Here is a 20,388-nt window from a genome sequence, read left to right on the forward strand (position 1 = left end):
ATAGTATACATGGCACAACAAACCTTATCTTTCTCGAGAACAGACTCAGCCAAGTTCTTTAGAACCCTCAACAAACGTGTAAATAATTATTTCAAAGAAAACGATATAAAACGTACAGGAAACTGGCAAATATGGGTAAAAACCATAGTGATGTTCACACTGTTTTTAACTCCGTACTTTCTCTTACTTACATTAAACATCCCAACTTGGGCACAATTATTATTAACCATAGTTATGGGAATTGGCATGGCTGGCGTTGGTATGAATGTGATGCACGATGGTAATCATGGTGCATTCTCTAATAAAGAATGGGTAAATAGGCTCATGGGAAGTAGTATTTATATCCTAGCCGGAAATGTTTATAACTGGAAAGTGCAACACAATGTTTTACATCATACCTACACTAATATTCACGGTCATGATGAAGATTTAGAAGCAGGACGAATTTTACGTTTTTCAGAACATACAAAATGGCGTAAACACCATAGGTTTCAGCATTATTATTCCATTTTATTGTATGGCTTATTAACCATTAACTGGGCAATTACCACAGATTTTCAACAAATGAGTCGCTATATGAAGCGTAAGTTATCTTATGGAAAATTCCCAAATCCAGTAGTAAACTGGAGTAAATTAGTAATCTCTAAACTGATTTATATTTCTATGTGGATTTTGTTACCGCTTCTACTTACAGACATCGCTTGGTACAAAATATTAATCGGATTTTTAATAATGCATTATGTCGCTGGTTTAATTTTAAGTGTGGTATTTCAATTAGCGCATGTTATGGACGAAGCAGAAATGCCGTTACCAGAAAAAGATGGCACTATGAAAAACACTTGGGCTATTCACCAATTAAAAACTACTGTTAATTTTGGAGCTAAAAGTAGGATTATAAACTGGTACACAGGAGGTTTAAACCACCAAGTAGAGCACCATATATTTCCACATATCTCTCATATTCATTATGATAGAATTGCAGAAATTGTAAAAGCTACAGCAAAAGAATTTAATTTACCATACAAAGAATACAAAACTACCAGAAAAGCAATTATCGCTCATTTCAAATTTTTAAAACAAATGGGAGCGCGACCAGCATTGCAAGCCTAACTCTATATTTTTATATCAAATGAATCAACTTTCGGATAGAATTAATAACCTAGCCACATCAGCTACGCTTGCTATGGCTGCAAAAGCGAGAGAACTAAGAGCAGAAGGAAAAGACATTATCGGATTAAGTTTGGGAGAGCCAGATTTTAACACTCCAGATTTTATTAAAGACGCTGCAATTGAAGCCATTAATCAAAACTACAATAGTTATACTCCAGTAGATGGTTATGTAGAATTGAAAAACGCAATTATTCATAAATTCAAACGCGATAACAACCTCAACTATGCACTTCCGCAAATTGTAGTTTCTACAGGAGCAAAACAAGCATTAGCTAATATAGCGTCTGTTATGCTTAATGCAGGAGATGAAGTTATTTTACCATGTCCGTATTGGGTAAGTTATAGTGATATTGTAAAGTTGAGTGATGGAGTTCCTGTAGAAGTTCAAACCTCTATAGATAACGATTTTAAAATGACAGCCGAACAACTTGAAGCTGCCATTACTCCTAAAACAAAAATGATTTGGTATAGTTCTCCTTGTAACCCAAGTGGATCTGTGTATAGCAAAGCAGAATTAAGAGCTTTGGCTGATGTGCTTAAGAAGCATCCAAATATTTATGTTGTTTCAGATGAAATTTACGAACATATTAACTTTAAAGGAGGCCACTTTAGTATGGCTGAATTTGAAGATATGTACGATAGAACTATTACAGTAAACGGTGTATCTAAAGCGTTTGCTATGACAGGTTGGAGAATTGGTTATATAGGAGCACCTGATTGGATTGCTAGAGCTTGTAACAAAATGCAAGGTCAAATTACAAGTGGCGCTAATTGTATTGCACAACGTGCGGTAATTACGGCTTTAGAAGCAGATCCTTCGAGTATAAAATATATGGTTGACGAATTTAAAGAAAGACGTCAACTCATCTTAAATTTACTAGGTGACATTGACGGGTTTAAAACGAACGAACCAGAAGGAGCTTTTTATGTGTTTCCAAATATATCGTCATACTTCGGCAAAACGATAAAAGGAAAAACTATAAATAATGCTTCAGATTTTTCTCTGTTTTTACTTGAAGAAGCGCTAGTTGCTACAGTAACTGGTGAGGCTTTTGGAAATAAAGATTGTATAAGAATTTCTTACGCAGCTTCTCAAAACGAGATTAAGGAAGCCATAAAACGAATTAAGACGGCATTAAGTTAAATACCAAGGTCGTATATAAAAAAAAGAGGCTATCTAATATGTTATAGATAGCCTCTTTTTTTTATATGTGATTGTAATGGTTACGTACGGAATCGATTTACACTAAATACAAGCTACAACCGCAATACTCGCAAATACTAATAATTTTAAAACCATAGAAACCGTAAGGCTCGCTTTACTCAGTTTAGGTGATCTTACACGTTGCCTTATTCCAAATAAAGTCTTCTTACTTCTCTTTTTAAAATTACGTTTTACCGTTCGTTTATAGGCTGAATTCAATAAGCCACGTGTTGTAAAATGAACCTTCTTATTCACACGTTTAGCCTTAGCCGCTATTTTCTCAGTTATTTTACTTTTCATGTTAACACTATTAATACTTACTTAAAATACAACATATTCAGTTAAAAAGTAAATAAATAAGATAAAACTTCTGATTTTAACGTTAAAAATTCAATTTTTACCGCTCAAGCGCCATCTTATTACTGCCTAAAATAAGTAGAATAGCAACCAAAGCAAGCCACCTATTACGAACACAGACAACCCTATTACTTTCAACCAGAGCATTTGATTTTCTTTTCTTAATTTTTGCCGAATCGTTTCTAGTTGTGCAGGAGTGGCTTTTGGAAAATTATTCTTAAATTTTCGCTTCCTATCATAACCACCAAGTGATTTTCTAAATCGTTTCGATTTATCGAGCATAATGCTCTTATTACTTCTTAACGTACTTAGCATGGATTCTCCTAATGGCATAACTTATACTTATAAACGACTATTAATTATAATGGCAACAAACCAACAATTCCGTCTAGTGAATATAACAACACAGCCAAAAGTATTAGAGATAAAATAATAGTAACTAATATAACTTTTAGCATCCTATACTTCCGCTCTTCTTTTAAGCGTTTAGCAATAGTCTTTAACTGCTTAGTCGTTGCCTTAGGCAAATTGTATTCCGTTTTACGATTTGGATTATAACCACCTAACACATGCTTTAACCTATCGCGCTTTGAAAGCTGATTTCTATTAAAGTTAATTACATTCATGGAGTTGGAAGGCATAATTTCTATGGTTTTAGGTTGAATTAAATCACATCTTTACAATTAGTAATTTGTGATTTTAGCTATAAAAGACACAATTAGGGTGTCAGTTGAAAGTTCAGAAATAGTTACTTTGATTTGAATAGCCTTTGAAAATTGATTATTTAGATGATTAATAATACAATTAGCTACATAGATATGACGTACAATTATTAGAAATGTTACAACATGATTATCAAGGCATAACAAAAATAAACCTTCAAAATCACAGGAATTACTAATGAGAATATAGGCTAGCTACATTTTAAAAAATCTTTAAAAAAAGTTGAATTTTTATCTATTTCTCCAAAAGAAAGGAGTCAATAATATCAGAACCGTAAACAATTCCAATCGACCAATCAGCATTAAAAAAGAAGCCCACCATTTTCCTAAAGGTGGTAATGCTGCATAATTATTAACAGGTCCAAAATCACCTAAAGCAGGTCCAACATTCCCTAAGCTAGATGCTGACAAACCTATGGCAGACGTAAAATCCATTTGAAACATAGAAAACACTAATGCACCAACAATAAACGATAACATATAAAGAATAAAGAATCCTAAAACATTAAATACAATATCCTTAGAAACTGATTTCCCATTATAACGCACAGGAATAATAGCATTAGGATGCAATGCACGTTTAAATTCTAAAAAGCTATTTTTTATTAAAATCAATTGACGCATTACTTTTACACCTCCAGAAGTACTACCAGCAGAACCACCTAAAAACATTAAACCAAAAAAGAAAACCGTTAAAAAGGGAGTCCACATGGTATAATCTGCAGTAATAAAACCAGTTGTTGTGATTACCGAAATGACCTGAAACAAACCGTGTCGTAGTGCACTTTCGGCTTCACCTAAAACCATAGGATGCGCAATAGTAGACTGAGATATATCTGCTCTAAAATAGATTAAAACAGCAGCTATTAATGTAAAAGTGATGATAAATTTAGAGTATAATTTAAACTCTTCATCTTTTAATATTTTAGACACCTTTCCCTTGAACAAATAGTAACTAAGTACAAAATTAGTACCAGCCATAAACATAAAAAATATAATAATGTATTGTATTGCAGGATTATCATTCCATTCTGCAACGCTCGCATTTTTTGTAGAAAATCCACCAGTAGATACCGTACTTAATGCGTGGTTTATGGCATCGAAAAAAGACATACCTGCCGCCTGTAACAAAATAGTTTCAGCAACTGTATAACCTACATAAATTAGCCATAAACGCTTTGCTGTATCTGTAATTCTAGGATGCAATTTATCACCGCTGGGTCCTGGAGCTTCAGCAGCAAATAGCTGCATACCACCTACACCTAATAAGGGTAAAATAGCAATAGCCAAAACTATTATTCCCATACCACCAATCCAATGTGTTGTACTTCGCCAGAACAACACTCCTTCAGGAATCACTTCAATATCATTTAAAATACTAGCACCTGTTGTTGTATAACCAGAAATGGTTTCGAAAAATGCATTGGTAAACGATGGAATAGCTTCTGTAGCAATATAAGGCAATGTTCCTGTTAATGACATAACAATCCAACCAAAAGCAACTACAATATAACCTTCACGCTTATTCATCTCCTTGCGATGGTTTCTTGTTCTAAGCATTGCTATAGCTCCTATTAATAAGGTTACTAATCCTGCTAAAAACAATTCAAGCGTTACACCATCCTTATAAATAAAACTGATTAAGGTCGCTATGAGCATAAAACCACTATTAAACAATAATAGCAATCCCAAAAAATGGAAGATGATTTTATAATTAAGTTTTATTCGAGACATAATTATTAAGCAAAAAACCGTTCTACTTCAGAAATAGATCGTGGCAAACAACAAACCACAACACGATCTCCAGCTTCAATTTTAAAACTACCAAGTGGAATAGACCCGTTTCCGTCTCTTATAGCACCACCAATTATAGCAGATTTTGGAAATTTTAAATCCTTGATGAATTTATTCGTTATTTTAGAATTTGGTTTTACCACAAACTCTAACAGCTCAGCATTCATGTTGGTTAATTTGGTCATAGCAACCACCTCACCTTTTCTGATGTATCTAAAAATATTGTTTGCTGCTAATAATTTTTTATTGATTAACGTATCAATTCCAATCGATTGTGACAGTTGATAATAATCCATATTTTCAACCAAGGCTATGGTTTTCTTTACTCCTTTAGATTTCGCCAAAAGACAAGACATAATATTGGTTTCAGAATTACCTGTTACGGCAATAAAAGCATCCATATCAGATATATTTTCTTCGTCTAAAATATCCACATTTCTACCATCTCCACAAATAACTAATGCATTTGGAATATCTTCTGCTAATTCTTCAGCTTTACCTCTTTTACTTTCTACAAGTTTTACATTAAATTTACTTGAACACAACTCTTTAGCCGTTTGAAAACCTATTTGACTTCCACCAAGAACCATTACATTCTTAATCGCAACCTTGACCTTTCCTGATAATTTAAATAATTCTTCATCACCATGTTTAGAAGTCATAAAAACAACCTTATCTCCTTCTTTAAAAATAGTATCACCCCTAGGAATAATAGTATATTGGGTTCCTAATCGTTGAATTGCAATTGGGATAAAATTTAATTCAGGATATATCTCTGCTGCTTCCTTTACCGTCTTATCTACAAAGGTTGCTGTTCTAGACAAACGCAAGCCTAACATGGTTAAAGCTCCACCTTCAAACTCATAGGTATCATTAAAACCGTACTGATTTAAAAGCAATCCAATTTCAGAAGCCGCTAAAGATTCTGGTGAAATCAGTTCGTCAATCCCAAATTTTGAAAACCCAACGGTTTCCTTATTATCAATAAATTCGGTATTTGAGATACGTGCAATAGTACGTTTTGCACCTAATTGTTTTGCTAAAACACATGCCGTAATATTGGTAGTTTCAGATGAAGTTACCGCAATAAATAACGCAGCTGTTTCTATGCGCGCATCTCTTAAAATAGAAATTGAGGTTGCATCCCCTTTTATAGTTCTAATATCCAAGTGTTCACCAGCATATCCTAAACTATCTTTTTTAGTATCTATTAAAGTGATTTCTTGTGATTCGTAAGATAAAAGTTTCGCCAAATGAAATCCTACTTCACCTGCACCTGCGATAATTATTTTCATTATTATTCTTTGAAATACAAATACAAATATACTTATTAGTTACAAGTAATTAAGCGCGTATCACATTAAAGTTCTTTTAAGAAAAATAAAGCCTTAAGATGCTTTGCACTAAGAGTCATCTATTTTATTTCTTATAAAACCGTGAATTTCTATTTTGAACTTTAAGTACTTATAACTTATCCATATATTTGCTAAAAATTGTTATGGCCGAAAAAGTAAACCCATATAAGGATAGTGACCAATCTAAAAAGGATCAGGTTACTAAAATGTTCGATACTATTTCTAAAGAATATGATGGATTAAACCGGGTAATTTCCTTTGGAATAGATGTTAAATGGAGACGAAAGGTTGTAAAACTTGTTTCTGAAAGTCATCCTAACAACATCCTAGACATTGCAACAGGCACAGGAGACTTGGCCATTAATTTAGCGTCTACAAATGCTAAAGAAATCGTTGGTTTAGATATCAGTGATGGTATGCTAGAGGTTGGACGTCAAAAAATTAAAGCAAAAAATTTAGATTCTACGATCTCTATGGTTATTGGAGATTCTGAAGATTTACCTTTTGAAGACAATACCTTTGATGCTATAACAGTGGCTTTTGGTGTTCGTAATTTTGAACATTTAGAAAAAGGACTTGCTGAAATTTTAAGAGTACTTAAACCAAACGGTATTTTTGTTATTCTTGAAACTTCTGTTCCTACCAATCCGTTTTATAAAGCAGGGTACAATGTGCATTGTAAATTAATTATGCCTACCATTGGAAAGCTTTTTTCTAAAGATAAAGTAGCTTATAGTTATTTAAGTGAATCAGCTTCGGTTTTTCCTTTTGGAGAAGCTTTAAACAATATTTTAAGAAAAATTGGGTTTATTAATGTCAAAGACCTACCACAAACCATGGGAGTGGCAACGATTTATACAGCATCTAAAGCATAATATGAAGCAATTTTTTATCCTTTTCGTATTTTTAATAGCATTTCAAAGTTCGTCTGCGCAACTTTTTACGAAAGAAAGAGTAGCCAACTCTGTAGATAATATTGATCAAAAGTTTTTGACTTGGGGTTATTTTCTGGGTTTTAATCAATATGACTTTAATTTTGATTACAACGAAAACTTAGAAGATATCCTTGTTGATAAAACGGCTGGGTTTCATTTAGGTCTTATAGGAGATATGCGTATTAATGATTACATGAATTTAAGACTTGAGCCTGGCGTATTCTTTACCACAAGAAATCTTCAATATGACGAAAGCTATTTTCAAGGCATTGAGCACAATGATTCCGACTTGCTTAGAGAGGTAAAATCTACCTATGTACATATTCCGCTTTTACTAAAAATTTCAACGAAGCGAATTAATAATTTTAAACCATTTATTATTGGAGGTGTTTCTACCGCGTTAAACCTATCGAGTAATCAAGATAATCCAGATGATAATAGCTCTGGTGAGTTTAGAATGACCAAAAACACGTATTTCTATGAGATTGGTTTTGGAATAGATCTCTATTTGCTATACTTTAAATTTTCACCATCGATTCGTGGCGTCTTTGCTATGGGTGACGAAATTATAAAAGATGTTGATCCTAATAGTCCATGGACAGGTAACATCTCAAAGATGCAAACTAGAGGTGTCTTTATTAACTTTACGTTTCAATAGTTCTACGGCTAAATTCACTTAAAAGAATGGCTGTTGCATTTGCAACATTCAAGCTTTCTGTTGCTTTAATTGTACCAAATTGAGGGATTGTTATTTTTCTATTCACCATTTCTTCGATGGCGTCTGAAATCCCATTTGCTTCATTCCCAAGAATTATAATACCTTGCTCTGGCAACGTTGCTGTATAGATATTTTCGCCTTCTAACAATGTGCCAAATGTTTCGGTATTACTAGACTCTAAATAGTGTTTTAAATCTACATATTGAATATTGACACGTGTTAAAGACCCCATTGTTGCTTGTACTACTTTAGGGTTGTAGCAATCTACTGTATTTAAACTGCAGACTAAGCTTTTAATACCATACCAATCGCAAAGTCTAATAATAGTTCCTAAATTCCCAGGATCTCTTACATCATCTAAAGCGACAATTAAACCTGTGTTTTGAACTGCTGTTTGCTGCGGAATTTCAAAAATTGCTAATGCTGTATTTGGGTTTTTTAATCCTGATATTTTTTTTAATTCTAATTCCGAAATTTCTGAAATTAAATCTTGCGGAGCATCAAATATCGGTTTTGTTGTATAGAGGTTTTTTAAGATATAGTCTGACTTAAGAAATTCTGAAATCCCTTTTATACCTTCAACTATAAACCAGCCATTTTGTTGCCGTGCTTTTTTTTGACTTAAACTTTTAATTAACTTTATTTGATTCTTTGATAACATTAAAATGTCTTTACATTTGTTTGACGAAACCCTTAAGGACACAAAGTAAACCTTTTTTCATTTAATAACGTTTCGAAATTAAAGTGACTATACTATTTCTATAGGAGAAATGGTATTATTTTTGTTTCTTAATCGTAATAAAATAATTTACCAAATTTAACTTTGCAACAGACCACTTTAACATCTTTTATTAATTACAAGCTTTTGTATCGCTATATATTGCTACTCTTTTGCATGGTGATGTTAAGTTCTTGTAATGTAGCAAAACGTGTTAAAAATGGCGACCACCTTATAATTAGTAACTCAATTATTGCAGATAGCGTACATGTATCAGATGAGCGTATCAATAATATAATCTCGCAAAAGGTGAATTCTGGTATCCGAAGGTATTTTAGCACACCTTTAAAACTCCATATATATAATCTTGCCAGACCAAATATAGATTCAATTATATATGCTAACGTTTTAAGCGACTCTACCAAAGTAAAACGACGCATAGCATTACTATCTAAAAAGCAATTTGATAGGCAAATAGAATCGCGACGGAATTTTAACGCATGGTTAAAACGTACTGGAGAAGCACCTGTAATTTTCGATGAAGACCAATCTATAAAAACAGCAAAAAACCTTAGAAAGTATTACTATAGCAAAGGTTGGTTTAACAATGAAGTCTCATACCATGTAGAAAAAGATAGTAGTAAACTTGCTAAAGTAACCTACCATGTCACCAAAAAGAAACCTTATACTCTAGACTCCTTAAGACCTATAATTAGTAGTAAAGCCATAGATACTCTTTATCCGAAATTTATCAGCGCTACCTTACTTAAAAAAGGAGAACAGTTTGATGAACAGAATTATGAAAACGAACGCGAACGCATTAACACCTATCTAAGGAATACTGGTTTTTATCATTTTGGACAAGATTATATCCGTTTTGAAATGGATACAATTGACACAAATTACAAAGTACATACAGATTTAATTATTGCCAATAGAACTATTAGAGGTGACGATTCTACGACAACAACACCTTTTAAAATCTATAAAATTAAGGACGTTAATATTTATACGGACGATAATTTTGAAAATCGATTTAAGGCTATTACCGACACTGCCACTTATAAGGATATTAATCTTTACAGTAAAGAAAAGCTAAAGTATAGACCAAAAGCACTTACAGATGCCGTGTTTATTGCTAAAGGTGATAATTATAGCGACTTAGCACGAAGCAGAACATCGCGCTATCTTAATGATTTACAAATGTTTCGTTATCCAAACATCGACTTTGTTGAAAATGAAGAAGACACCACGCTTACGGCGAATATATTCTTAGAGCCCAAAAAGAAATACAGCTTAAGTTTTGATCCTGAAATTAACACAAGTAATATACAAACTATTGGATTTTCATTTGGTACAGGACTTAAAATAAGAAATGTATTTAGAGGTGCAGAAACTTTAGAAATATCTGGAATTGCAGCTATTGGTGCCTCTGAAAACCGCAATGATCCTGATGCTGCTTTTTTCGACATCAACGAGTTTGGAGGTAATATTCGCTTAACTATTCCTCGGTTATTTAGTCCTTTTAATACCGATAAAATTATTCCCAAATACATGTCACCTAGTACAATAATGAACTTGTCTGCAACTAGCCAACAAAATATAGGGCTAGACAAACAAGCTATCTCTGGTGTCTATAGTTACAATTGGTACCCGTCAAATACAGTGACCAACACCTTAGAGTTGTTTAATATTAATTTTGTAAAAAACTTAAACACTAGCAACTACTTTGGTGTTTATACCAACTCTTTTTCTAGCTTAAATTCTATTGCAAGAGATATAAATTATATAGGGAATGATGAGAGTTTATTTGATTCTAGTTTATCAAACGCCTATGCTCCTGCCGATGTTTTTATCAATGACGTTTTAGCCGGCAACACACCTTTAACGTCTAGTGACAACGATTTTTCAACCGTTAATACTATTGAAGAACGAAAAGAACGACTAACCGAAAATAACCTTATATTTTCAACAAGCTTTGATTACAAAAAGGATAAAAGAAAAAACATATTTGACAACGACTTCTCTGTTTTTAAGTGGAGAATTGAACTAGCCGGAAATTTACTTACAAGTATCTCTAGCATTGCAGGTGTTCCTAAAAATGACGCAGGCAACTATGACGTTTTTGGTGTGACTTTCTCGCAATATTTTAAAACTGAAATTGATTATGTAAAATATGTTGATCTAGGTAGAAAAAACGTATTTGCCTTTCGTAGCTATGCTGGTATCGCAATTCCGTACGGCAATTCTAACAGTATTCCTTTTGCAGAAAGTTTCTTTGCAGGTGGACCTAACGACAATAGAGCTTGGACTGCGTTTAACCTTGGACCAGGCAGCTCTAAAACAACCAACGAATTTAATGAAGCTAACTTTAAAATTCACCTAAGTGCAGAACAACGTTTTAGTTTGTTTGGAGCTCTTCAAGGCGCTGTATTTGTCGACGCTGGTAATATCTGGAATGTCCTAGATAACGTCACCGAAGACGCAGCAACACTAACCAGCTTTAATTCTTTAAAGGATATTGCTGTTGGTTCTGGCTTTGGACTTCGTTATGATTTTGATTTCTTTGTACTGCGTTTCGACATTGGATTTAAGACCTACGATCCGTCGCAGAATGAAAATAACAGATGGTTTAGAGATTACAATTTTAGAAATGCCGTTTATAATATAGGAATCAACTATCCATTTTAAATTTTCGATTGGTACGCTTCTAAACTGCAGTTGTTCATATTATTTCACTTCAAAAACTACAACGTTTTCGGCATTTTATAACAGATTAGAGGTTATAAATACTCAAAAATTACGTATTTTTGATAACTAAATTTTCAATCTAAAAAATTATGAGTCATAATATTAAACCTGGCGTTGCCACAGGAAAAGAAGTTCAGAATATTTTTAAACATGCTAAAGAAAAAGGCTATGCATTACCAGCAGTAAATGTCATTGGCTCTAACTCTATTAATGCTGTTTTAGAAACCGCAAAATCATTAAATGCCCCAGTTATTATTCAATTTTCTAATGGTGGCGCACAATTTAATGCAGGTAAAGGTTTAAGTAATGAGAATCAGAAAGCAGCCATAGCAGGTTCAATTGCAGGCGCTAAACATGTTCACTTAATGGCAGAAGCCTATGGTGTACCCGTAATTTTACATACAGACCACTGTGCAAAAAAATTATTGCCTTGGATCGATGGTTTATTAGATGCGAGTGAGCAACATTATAAAGAAACTGGAAAATCACTTTACAGTTCTCACATGATTGATTTATCTGAAGAACCAATAGAAGAAAACATTGAAATCTGTAAAAACTACCTTGAGCGTATGAGCAAAATTGGTATGACATTAGAGATTGAATTAGGTATTACTGGTGGTGAAGAAGATGGTGTAGACAATACAGATGTCGATGATTCTAAATTATACACACAACCAGAAGAAGTTGCTTACGCTTATGAAGAGTTAAGCAAAGTAAGTGATCAATTCACAATTGCTGCGGCATTTGGTAATGTTCATGGTGTTTACAGACCAGGAAACGTAAAGTTAACCCCAAAAATCTTGAAAAACTCTCAAGATCATATTTCGGAGAAATACGGTGTTGAACACAATCATATCGATTTTGTTTTCCATGGTGGATCTGGTTCAACTGTTGAAGAAATCAGAGAAGGCATTAGCTACGGAGTTATTAAAATGAACATCGATACAGATATGCAGTATGCATTTTTAAGTGGTGTTAGAGATTATGTACAAGACAATAAAGATTACCTACAAACTCAAATAGGTAATCCAGAAGGAGACGATGTACCTAACAAAAAATACTACGATCCTCGTGTTTGGTTGCGTAAAGGTGAAGATGCATTTGTAGAAAGACTTAAAAAAGCATTCGAAGATTTAAACAATGTAGATACATTATAAGTTTATTTCTTTAAATATTTTTGAACCCATTAGAACTAAATATCAGAGTTTTAATGGGTTTTTATTTGATTAATAAAACGCAATTATTGAGATACTTTTCTCTATTTTTGAGTTATATTTAATAAAACAGTAAGTTTGTACCCAGTATAACTACAAACTACAACTAACTAAAAAAACGGTTTTGAGGTCTGTAAAAACCCAAAATCGCAAATCATAAAATCGTATATCGACATGGCTTGGTTTAAAAGAAAAGAGAAAGGTATTCATACCTCAACAGAAGAAAAAAAAGACACACCTAAAGGACTTTGGTACAAATCTCCAACAGGTAAGATTATAGATACTAAAGAACTTGAACAAAATTTTTATGTAAGTCCAGAAGATGGTTACCACGTAAGAATAGGAAGTAACGAGTATTTTCAAATTCTATTTGATGATAATAAATATACCGAATTAGACCCTAATTTAACGTCTAAAGACCCTCTTAAATTTGAAGACACTAAAAAATACCCAGACCGTTTAAAAGCGGCACAAGCAAAAACAAAACTCAAAGATGCAGTTCGTACTGCAGTTGGCAAATCTAACGGTCAAGATTTGGTTATTGCCTGTATGGATTTCAGTTTTATTGGAGGCTCAATGGGATCTGTTGTAGGTGAAAAAATAGCACGAGCAGCAGATTATGCCATTAAAAAGAAAACACCATTAATGATCATTAGTAAATCTGGTGGTGCACGAATGATGGAAGCGGCATTATCATTAATGCAATTAGCTAAAACTTCTGTTAAGTTAGCGCAAATGGCAGATGCTGGTATTCCGTATATTTCTTTATGTACCGATCCTACAACCGGAGGTACAACGGCATCTTTTGCAATGCTTGGAGATATTAATATCGCAGAACCAGGTGCATTAATCGGTTTTGCTGGTCCTAGAATTGTAAGAGACACGACTGGTAAAGAACTGCCTGAAGGTTTTCAAACTTCAGAGTTTTTATTAGAGCACGGCTTCTTAGATTTTATTACACACCGTAAAGACTTAAAATCAAAAGTTAACTTGTATATCGATTTAATTAAAAATCAACCCGTACGAGCATAATAACAGAACAAAAGAGGTTTAAAAAGCCTCTTTTTTTTTTTGCTTCAACCTAAAAAATTACAATACCTTATAGTTCTGCTTTCTTAAAAAACACTGAAAATTCAGAACCTTCATCCACTTTACTAATCACCTCTACTTTTCCACCTAACGATTCAATGTGATTTTTAGTGATAAATAACCCAATACCAATGGCATCTTCATTACAATGAAAGGTATTGTACATCTGAAATAGTTGATCTCCAAACTTTTCTAAATCAATTCCCAATCCATTATCCTTAATTTTAAGTATCACATAATCGTCGTCTACTCGCGAACTCAATTCAATAATAGGCTTTCTTTTTGGGGATTTATATTTAATGGCATTGGTAATAAAATTCAATATTATACTATCTAAATAGGCTGGTATTCCTTTTACACAAACGTCTTCATCTATGTGATTATAGATTATAGCTTCTGCATTTTGCGCTAAAGCAATAATATTATATGTGGCTTTTTGAGAATAATCATATAAGTTAAGGGCTTCCATTTTAGAGTCTTCAATCTCTCTAATTTTTGCGACCTCAGTTAAATGCGATACGGTTTCTTGAAGGTTATCAATTGCTTTTTTTAGTAATTGATAATTCTCATTTGCTGTCAAATAAGTATAATCTTCCTCTAAAAAACCAGTTAAAGATGATAAATTACCAGAGTGTGATCTTAAGTTATGCGTCACAATATTAGCAAACGATGTTAGTCTTTCATTTTGCTCCTTAGCAACTCTAAGCATCGTTTTTAATTTGTCTTCACTTTTCTTACGGTTGGTAACATCTGTAAACTGCCAAATCATATGAGGCCTTCCCCCTTTAAAATAAACTAATGATACAGAAACTAACACCCAAATAATGGAACCATTTTTATGAAAATATCGCTGCTTTACACGGTATTTATCAATATTACCATTAATAAGATTTTCAAATTTTTCTTCGTGAATACCAAGATCTTGAGCATAAACAATGTTATTTATGTCCATGTTAAAAAGTTCCCATCTGGTATATCCAAAAATATCGCAGACACTCTCGTTAACTTTTAACCAATTTCCATCTAAATTTACAATAGCAATACCATTATAGGTATTGTTAAATGTGCGCTCTAAAACATCGTATGCGTTAGAGAAATTCCGCAAATGATTTGAAACTTTCATACATATCGTTTAATAAGGATTAATCAACTGAAAGCTACTTTACTATTAGGGAAAATCTTAGTTAGGACATAATTATACTCTTTAGGATATCAAAAAGTTACGAAAAAAATCCCAAATCACAAAAAAGTAGTATATTTGCCGCTCGAAAGATAGGCTTTCGTGTACATAAAAATCATTTACAATAATATTAGCATGTATTTAGATCAAAAAGGAAAAGAAGAACTTTTCAAAAAACACGGTAAAGACGCAAAAGACACTGGTTCTGCAGAAGGACAGATTGCATTATTTACAGTAAGAATTAATCACTTAACAGAACACTTAAAAAACAATCGTAAAGATTTTAACACTGAGCGTTCATTAGTGAAATTAGTAGGTAAGCGTCGTGCTTTACTAGATTACTTAACTAAGAAAGATATCTTAAGATATCGTGCGATAGTTAAAGAATTAGGATTAAGAAAATAATCTCAATATTAAGGCCACGCATTTAGCGTGGCTTTTTGTTTTTATATAGCTCAAACGTAAGAGTAAAACAATCGTAAAAAAAAATAGCATAAAAATCCTAAAGTGATATTAGGATTCGCGGTTTTTCATTGGTCATATAACAACTACACACAACAACACAACTCTGTCCGTCCAGTTTAGGCGGAGACCATTGTTTAACATTTATGCTGCACATTTCTATGCTTTTACTGCGCTCAGTACAGGTAAACTTAATGTTCAGCATTACTAGAATTAAAAATTTATGATTCCAAAAACTTTCAAAGAGGTCATAGACCTAGGTGATGGTAGAGAAATTTCTATCGAAACCGGAAAATTAGCAAAACAGGCTCATGGTTCTGTTGTTGTTCAGTCAGGAAAATGTATGTTATTATGTACCGTTGTTTCTAACTACGAACAAAAAGATGTGGACTTCCTTCCACTAACTGTAGACTACAGAGAAAAATTTGCAGCTGCAGGTCGTTATCCAGGTGGTTTCTTCAAAAGAGAAGCAAGACCAAGTGATGGTGAAGTATTAACAATGCGTTTAGTAGACCGTGTTTTACGTCCACTATTCCCAAAAGATTACCATTCTGAAACTCAGGTAATGATTCAGTTAATGTCTCATGACCCAGAAGTTATGCCAGATGCAATGGCAGGATTAGCCGCTTCAGCAGCGATTCAATTATCAGATTTCCCTTTTGAATGTGCAATTTCTGAAGCTAGAGTTGGACGTGTTAATGGTGAATTCATTATCAACCCAACATTAGCGCAATTAGAAACGTCTGACATTGATATGATGATTGGTGCTTCTGCGGATTCTGTGATGATGGTAGAAGGTGAAATGGATGAGATTTCTGAAGAAGAAATGGCAGAAGCTATCAAGTTTGCTCACGAGCATATTAAAATACAATGTGCTGCGCAACTTAGATTAGCAGAAGCATTTGGTAAAAAACCGACTCGTGAATACCAACCAGAAAGAAAAGACGAAGACTTAGAGAAGAAAGTACATGACATGGCTTACGATAAAGTGTATGCTATTGCAAAAGCTGGATCTTCTAAGCATGAAAGAAGTGCTGCTTTTCAACAAATAAAAGAAGATATTAAAGCGACGTTTTCTGAAGAAGAATTAGCAGATTACGGAGGTTTAGTTTCTGACTATTACCGTAAAGCTGAAAAAGCTGCGATTAGAGATTTAACCTTAGATGAAGGTTTACGTTTAGATGGTCGTAAGACTGACGAAATTAGACCAATCTGGTGTGAAGTAGATTACTTACCATCAACACATGGCTCTTCAATCTTTACACGTGGAGAAACGCAAGCTTTAGCAACAGTAACTTTAGGAACATCTAGAGATGCTAACCAAATAGATATGCCATCTCAAGAAGGAGAAGAGCGTTTCTATTTACACTATAACTTCCCACCGTTTTGTACAGGTGAAGCAAGACCAATCCGTGGAACATCTCGTAGAGAAGTTGGTCATGGTAACTTAGCACAACGTGCTTTAAAAGGTATGATTCCGGAAGATTGTCCTTACACCGTAAGAGTTGTATCTGAAGTATTAGAATCTAACGGTTCGTCTTCTATGGCAACAGTTTGTTCTGGTACAATGGCGCTTATGGATGCTGGTGTTCAAATGAAAAAACCAGTTTCTGGTATTGCAATGGGATTAATTTCTGATGCAGATTCTGGAAAATACGCTGTATTATCTGATATTTTAGGTGATGAAGATCACTTAGGTGATATGGATTTTAAAGTTACAGGTACTGCAGATGGTATCACCGCTTGCCAGATGGATATTAAAGTAAAAGGATTATCATACGAAATCCTTGTGAATGCTTTACAACAAGCACGTGCTGGTCGTTTACATATCTTAGAAAAATTAACGTCTACTATTGCTGAGCCAAATGTAGATGTTAAAGATCATGCGCCTACAATGGTAACAAGACGTGTACCAAACGAATTCATCGGAGCCTTAATTGGACCTGGTGGAAAAGTGATTCAAGAAATGCAAAAAGAAACTGAGACCACTATCGTTATTAACGAAGATCCAGTGACTGAAGAAGGTATTGTTGAAATTATGGGTGTTGGTAAAACAGGAATCAATGCTGTATTGGCAAAAATTGATGCTATTTTATTTAAGCCAGAAGTTGGTAGCGTTTACGAAGTAAAAGTAATCAAAATGTTAGATTTTGGTGCTGTTGTTGAGTATATGGATGCACCAGGAAACGAAGTGTTATTACACGTATCTGAATTAGCTTGGGAACGTACAGAAAATGTATCTGATGTGGTAAACATGGGAGATGTTTTTGATGTAAAATATTTCGGAATAGATTCTAGAACACGTAAAGAAAAAGTGTCTCGTAAAGCGTTATTACCAAAACCAGAAGGTTTTAAGGAAAGACCACCAAGAGACAACAATAGTCGTGGTGGACGTGATAACAACAGAGGAAGAGATAATCGCGGACGTGATAACAGACGTGATGATCGTAAACCTAGACAAGAGAAGAAAGAAGATTAATTTCTTTTAAACCACAGTATTAGACCCTTGTTATTTTATAACGAGGGTTTTTTTTATTTAAAATAAATAGAATTTTAACGCAACCTTTTTACAGATTTTGAGTCTATAGGGAAACCAACCTTTATGAAACTCTCAAAATTTTTAGTATTATTTATTTTAATTATTCTTTCATCTTGCTCAAAAGATTTAGATGATAACTTAACAGCAATTCCTGTTTTTGGAGCACAAGAAGCTATTGCTGCAGATTCAGATTTATTTGATAATTTAAAAGATATTACCACAGATAATGAGCGACCAGACAAAAGTATAGCGTGTATAAACTTTATATACCCTATTACGCTTTTTGTGTTCGATGATAATAATGAGTATCTCTACCTATCTAGATTATACGATGACGATGAATTTAGTAACTTTTTAAACACTATTGATGAAACGTATTATATTAGTATAAGCTTTCCCATAACAACTATGTTAGATTCTGGAGAAGAACTCATCATAGAAGACAAAGAAGAACTTAAGACATCTATTGACAATTGCTTAGATATTGAAATGGTTAGAGAATCTGGAGATCTAATGAAAGCGTGCATCTTTAAACTAGGTTTTAGTTTTGTAGATGACAATCCTTATTTAGGGAGCTTTATGCAAGAATCTGATGGGTTTTTAGTTTTAAGCACTACTGATGATGTTGTTGTTGTTGGTTCATGGACACCATTTGTTATAGAAAATGAATTACACATCAATATTAATATTATTGATGATACAGCTATTGGTGACCATTTTAATTTTGATTGGAAAGTAAAATATTTAGATGCTAATTCACTACAATTAAGACATCAAGATCAAGAAATTATATTAAATCAACGTTGCGATGCCAATTTTACTGACTGCGGAAATTTCAACTTCGAAGCTTGTGAAACTGAATTAGAAAGTGGCATTGCCGAATTTATTTTAGATGATTATACTTACTGCATATTTGACACCCTAGAGTTTGATAACGACAATGAGAATTACGAAATATCTTATCACGAAACTGAAGAAGATGCCATCTCAATAGTTAACCCAATAGTTCCTGAGGAGACATACACAATTACTGAAGCTAATCAAACCCTATACCTGAGAATCAATGATATTGAGAATAATCTTCAGTATTATGTCCCTATATCGCTTTCTGCTATTAGTTGTTAATTAAATTTATTCTCTCAAAAAACAAATTATTATGAAAAAATCAGTACTTATCATCATCCTTTTTGCCTTAATCAGTTTTTCTTGTTCTAATGAAAGTATCAATGAACCTGAAATGCCTGAAAATGAATTAACAAATTATATTTACAAAACATATAATGTTTCAAATACACCAAATACGGTTATAGATTCAACGAATTATCAAATTGACAACGATAGAATCACAAGTAGTTCTGGTTTAAATTTAGAGACTCTAACACAACTAACTTCAAACTACAATTATGCAAATAACAGAATTAATGAGATTCAATCCTTTAGCAATGGTTTGTTAACTCGTATTCAATCATTTACTTATAATGATGGAGATCTTGTTGAATATCTATCAGAATCAATTAATTCTCAAGGACAATCTTCTAGTTTTCAAAAACATGTATTCACGCATACCACTGACACCATTTTTTCTAGTTGGACGCAAAGTGATGATGGTGTAAATTTTGACATCAATGTTTCAGATTTTAAAATTGTGATAGATGGCAATGATAATAGAACTTATTTTGAAGCATACGATTATTTTAATGATGAAATAAAATTTGAAATCAGCACTTACAATGCTAACTCTAGCATTATTAATGAATCAAAATATATGCGTTTAGATAATGGCAATGATGTCCTTAGTTTTGAAAATAATTATACAAGCACCTCTTCAGAAAATCTTTTTAACCGAATTAATGAAGCTACTTTTACTAGGAGAAATTTAATGCTATTGTATCATCTTCAACCTAATGCTGTAAATAACATTAATGCAAAAAATATTTCTAAAAATGCATTGATGACTTTTGAGAGTAGTTTTGGAAATTCTTTTGCAGATTTTGAAATTTTAAACACTACAGATGATGTCAATAACATAATTTTAAGTGATTTTAAGACCGTTATTTCTGGTAATGTATTTACTAGATTTTCACAAGAATTCATATTTAATTAATCTTTAAAAATTTTTATTTAACAGACACAATAGTTGAATTTATTACAAAAAAAAAGGAACCCTAAATACAAACTTC

At 33.0% G+C, this 20,388-nt stretch carries 18 protein-coding genes; 11 read left to right on the top strand and 7 right to left on the bottom strand.

Annotated features, from left to right (window positions below; all coding sequences use genetic code 11):
- The first annotated feature begins 9 nt into the window (after positions 1 to 9).
- The gene (locus ITJ86_RS01105) at positions 10 to 1,110 is read left to right on the top strand and encodes a fatty acid desaturase family protein (protein ID WP_195869759.1); all 1,101 of its coding nucleotides are present in this window, start codon (positions 10 to 12) and stop codon (positions 1,108 to 1,110) included.
- 19 nt (positions 1,111 to 1,129) lie between these two features.
- The gene (locus ITJ86_RS01110; protein WP_195869760.1) at positions 1,130 to 2,314 is read left to right on the top strand and encodes a pyridoxal phosphate-dependent aminotransferase; all 1,185 of its coding nucleotides are present in this window, start codon (positions 1,130 to 1,132) and stop codon (positions 2,312 to 2,314) included.
- 102 nt (positions 2,315 to 2,416) lie between these two features.
- Here ITJ86_RS01110 and ITJ86_RS01115 read toward each other — a convergent pair whose 3' ends face one another.
- The 5 genes from ITJ86_RS01115 to trkA all read right to left on the bottom strand — a co-directional run bounded on the left by ITJ86_RS01115 (position 2,417) and on the right by trkA (position 6,542).
- Positions 2,417 to 2,674 (bottom strand): hypothetical protein, encoded by a 258-nt coding sequence (locus ITJ86_RS01115; protein ID WP_195869761.1) that lies wholly within the window; start codon positions 2,672 to 2,674, stop codon positions 2,417 to 2,419.
- A 126-nt stretch (positions 2,675 to 2,800) separates the two neighbouring features.
- Entirely contained in the window at positions 2,801 to 3,064 is a 264-nt protein-coding gene (locus ITJ86_RS01120; RefSeq protein ID WP_195869762.1) for a hypothetical protein, read from the bottom strand.
- Positions 3,065 to 3,090: 26 nt separating this feature from the next.
- Complete coding sequence (locus ITJ86_RS01125; RefSeq protein WP_195869763.1) at positions 3,091 to 3,372, bottom strand: hypothetical protein; 282 nt, start codon at positions 3,370 to 3,372, stop codon at positions 3,091 to 3,093.
- Positions 3,373 to 3,684: 312 nt separating this feature from the next.
- Positions 3,685 to 5,187: a TrkH family potassium uptake protein gene (locus tag ITJ86_RS01130; RefSeq protein WP_195869764.1), complete on the bottom strand. Its 1,503-nt coding sequence runs from the start codon at positions 5,185 to 5,187 to the stop codon at positions 3,685 to 3,687.
- 5 nt (positions 5,188 to 5,192) lie between these two features.
- Positions 5,193 to 6,542 carry a Trk system potassium transporter TrkA gene (trkA, locus tag ITJ86_RS01135; RefSeq protein WP_195869765.1) on the bottom strand — a complete coding sequence of 450 codons (1,350 nt, stop codon included), beginning with the start codon at positions 6,540 to 6,542 and terminating at the stop codon, positions 5,193 to 5,195.
- A gap of 203 nt (positions 6,543 to 6,745) precedes the next feature.
- Between trkA and ubiE the strand changes: the two genes are divergently transcribed.
- Both ubiE and porT read left to right on the top strand, forming a co-directional pair.
- Positions 6,746 to 7,477, top strand: a complete 732-nt coding sequence (gene ubiE / locus ITJ86_RS01140) for a bifunctional demethylmenaquinone methyltransferase/2-methoxy-6-polyprenyl-1,4-benzoquinol methylase UbiE (protein WP_195869766.1) — start codon at positions 6,746 to 6,748, stop codon at positions 7,475 to 7,477.
- Between the two features lies 1 nt (position 7,478).
- Positions 7,479 to 8,195: a type IX secretion/gliding motility protein PorT/SprT gene (gene porT / locus ITJ86_RS01145; protein WP_195870157.1), complete on the top strand. Its 717-nt coding sequence runs from the start codon at positions 7,479 to 7,481 to the stop codon at positions 8,193 to 8,195.
- On the opposite strand, the gene ITJ86_RS01150 is transcribed toward porT, so the two are convergent.
- A complete protein-coding gene (locus ITJ86_RS01150; protein ID WP_195869767.1) occupies positions 8,182 to 8,916 on the bottom strand; it encodes a TrmH family RNA methyltransferase in 735 nt (244 codons plus the stop codon). The genes porT and ITJ86_RS01150 overlap by 14 nt on opposite strands.
- A gap of 162 nt (positions 8,917 to 9,078) precedes the next feature.
- On the opposite strand from ITJ86_RS01150, the gene tamL reads away from it, so the two are divergent.
- The 3 genes from tamL to accD all read left to right on the top strand — a co-directional run bounded on the left by tamL (position 9,079) and on the right by accD (position 13,970).
- Positions 9,079 to 11,664 (top strand): translocation and assembly module lipoprotein TamL, encoded by a 2,586-nt coding sequence (gene tamL, locus ITJ86_RS01155; protein WP_230080178.1) that lies wholly within the window; start codon positions 9,079 to 9,081, stop codon positions 11,662 to 11,664.
- 149 nt (positions 11,665 to 11,813) lie between these two features.
- Positions 11,814 to 12,881 (top strand): class II fructose-bisphosphate aldolase, encoded by a 1,068-nt coding sequence (gene fbaA / locus ITJ86_RS01160; RefSeq protein ID WP_195869768.1) that lies wholly within the window; start codon positions 11,814 to 11,816, stop codon positions 12,879 to 12,881.
- Positions 12,882 to 13,112: 231 nt separating this feature from the next.
- Positions 13,113 to 13,970: an acetyl-CoA carboxylase, carboxyltransferase subunit beta gene (gene accD / locus ITJ86_RS01165; RefSeq protein ID WP_195869769.1), complete on the top strand. Its 858-nt coding sequence runs from the start codon at positions 13,113 to 13,115 to the stop codon at positions 13,968 to 13,970.
- Positions 13,971 to 14,037: 67 nt separating this feature from the next.
- Here the strand turns inward: accD and ITJ86_RS01170 are convergent, their stop codons facing one another.
- Complete coding sequence (locus ITJ86_RS01170; protein ID WP_195869770.1) at positions 14,038 to 15,150, bottom strand: sensor histidine kinase; 1,113 nt, start codon at positions 15,148 to 15,150, stop codon at positions 14,038 to 14,040.
- 192 nt (positions 15,151 to 15,342) lie between these two features.
- Here ITJ86_RS01170 and rpsO point away from each other — a divergent pair, with 192 nt between their 5' ends.
- From rpsO to ITJ86_RS01190, 4 genes are all read left to right on the top strand, one after another.
- The gene (rpsO, locus tag ITJ86_RS01175) at positions 15,343 to 15,612 is read left to right on the top strand and encodes a 30S ribosomal protein S15 (RefSeq protein ID WP_195869771.1); all 270 of its coding nucleotides are present in this window, start codon (positions 15,343 to 15,345) and stop codon (positions 15,610 to 15,612) included.
- Between the two features lie 280 nt (positions 15,613 to 15,892).
- Positions 15,893 to 18,148: a polyribonucleotide nucleotidyltransferase gene (locus tag ITJ86_RS01180; protein ID WP_195869772.1), complete on the top strand. Its 2,256-nt coding sequence runs from the start codon at positions 15,893 to 15,895 to the stop codon at positions 18,146 to 18,148.
- Positions 18,149 to 18,271: 123 nt separating this feature from the next.
- The gene (locus ITJ86_RS01185) at positions 18,272 to 19,333 is read left to right on the top strand and encodes a hypothetical protein (protein ID WP_195869773.1); all 1,062 of its coding nucleotides are present in this window, start codon (positions 18,272 to 18,274) and stop codon (positions 19,331 to 19,333) included.
- Between the two features lie 31 nt (positions 19,334 to 19,364).
- Complete coding sequence (locus tag ITJ86_RS01190; protein ID WP_195869774.1) at positions 19,365 to 20,312, top strand: hypothetical protein; 948 nt, start codon at positions 19,365 to 19,367, stop codon at positions 20,310 to 20,312.
- The last annotated feature ends 76 nt before the right edge of the window (positions 20,313 to 20,388 follow it).

This window comes from Winogradskyella marina (assembly GCF_015645385.1).
Classification (GTDB): domain Bacteria; phylum Bacteroidota; class Bacteroidia; order Flavobacteriales; family Flavobacteriaceae; genus Winogradskyella; species Winogradskyella marina.

What these genes read in the sequence shown, in the direction of transcription:
- ITJ86_RS01105 (WP_195869759.1), top strand. Translation starts at nt 10, where the DNA reads ATGGCACAACAAACCTTATCTTTCTCGAGAACAGACTCAGCCAAGTTC.
- ITJ86_RS01110 (WP_195869760.1), top strand. Translation starts at nt 1,130, where the DNA reads ATGAATCAACTTTCGGATAGAATTAATAACCTAGCCACATCAGCTACG.
- ITJ86_RS01115 (WP_195869761.1), bottom strand. Translation starts at nt 2,674, where the DNA reads ATGAAAAGTAAAATAACTGAGAAAATAGCGGCTAAGGCTAAACGTGTG.
- ITJ86_RS01120 (WP_195869762.1), bottom strand. Translation starts at nt 3,064, where the DNA reads ATGCCATTAGGAGAATCCATGCTAAGTACGTTAAGAAGTAATAAGAGC.
- ITJ86_RS01125 (WP_195869763.1), bottom strand. Translation starts at nt 3,372, where the DNA reads ATGCCTTCCAACTCCATGAATGTAATTAACTTTAATAGAAATCAGCTT.
- ITJ86_RS01130 (WP_195869764.1), bottom strand. Translation starts at nt 5,187, where the DNA reads ATGTCTCGAATAAAACTTAATTATAAAATCATCTTCCATTTTTTGGGA.
- trkA (WP_195869765.1), bottom strand. Translation starts at nt 6,542, where the DNA reads ATGAAAATAATTATCGCAGGTGCAGGTGAAGTAGGATTTCATTTGGCG.
- ubiE (WP_195869766.1), top strand. Translation starts at nt 6,746, where the DNA reads ATGGCCGAAAAAGTAAACCCATATAAGGATAGTGACCAATCTAAAAAG.
- porT (WP_195870157.1), top strand. Translation starts at nt 7,479, where the DNA reads ATGAAGCAATTTTTTATCCTTTTCGTATTTTTAATAGCATTTCAAAGT.
- ITJ86_RS01150 (WP_195869767.1), bottom strand. Translation starts at nt 8,916, where the DNA reads ATGTTATCAAAGAATCAAATAAAGTTAATTAAAAGTTTAAGTCAAAAA.
- fbaA (WP_195869768.1), top strand. Translation starts at nt 11,814, where the DNA reads ATGAGTCATAATATTAAACCTGGCGTTGCCACAGGAAAAGAAGTTCAG.
- accD (WP_195869769.1), top strand. Translation starts at nt 13,113, where the DNA reads ATGGCTTGGTTTAAAAGAAAAGAGAAAGGTATTCATACCTCAACAGAA.
- ITJ86_RS01170 (WP_195869770.1), bottom strand. Translation starts at nt 15,150, where the DNA reads ATGAAAGTTTCAAATCATTTGCGGAATTTCTCTAACGCATACGATGTT.
- rpsO (WP_195869771.1), top strand. Translation starts at nt 15,343, where the DNA reads ATGTATTTAGATCAAAAAGGAAAAGAAGAACTTTTCAAAAAACACGGT.
- ITJ86_RS01180 (WP_195869772.1), top strand. Translation starts at nt 15,893, where the DNA reads ATGATTCCAAAAACTTTCAAAGAGGTCATAGACCTAGGTGATGGTAGA.
- ITJ86_RS01185 (WP_195869773.1), top strand. Translation starts at nt 18,272, where the DNA reads ATGAAACTCTCAAAATTTTTAGTATTATTTATTTTAATTATTCTTTCA.
- ITJ86_RS01190 (WP_195869774.1), top strand. Translation starts at nt 19,365, where the DNA reads ATGAAAAAATCAGTACTTATCATCATCCTTTTTGCCTTAATCAGTTTT.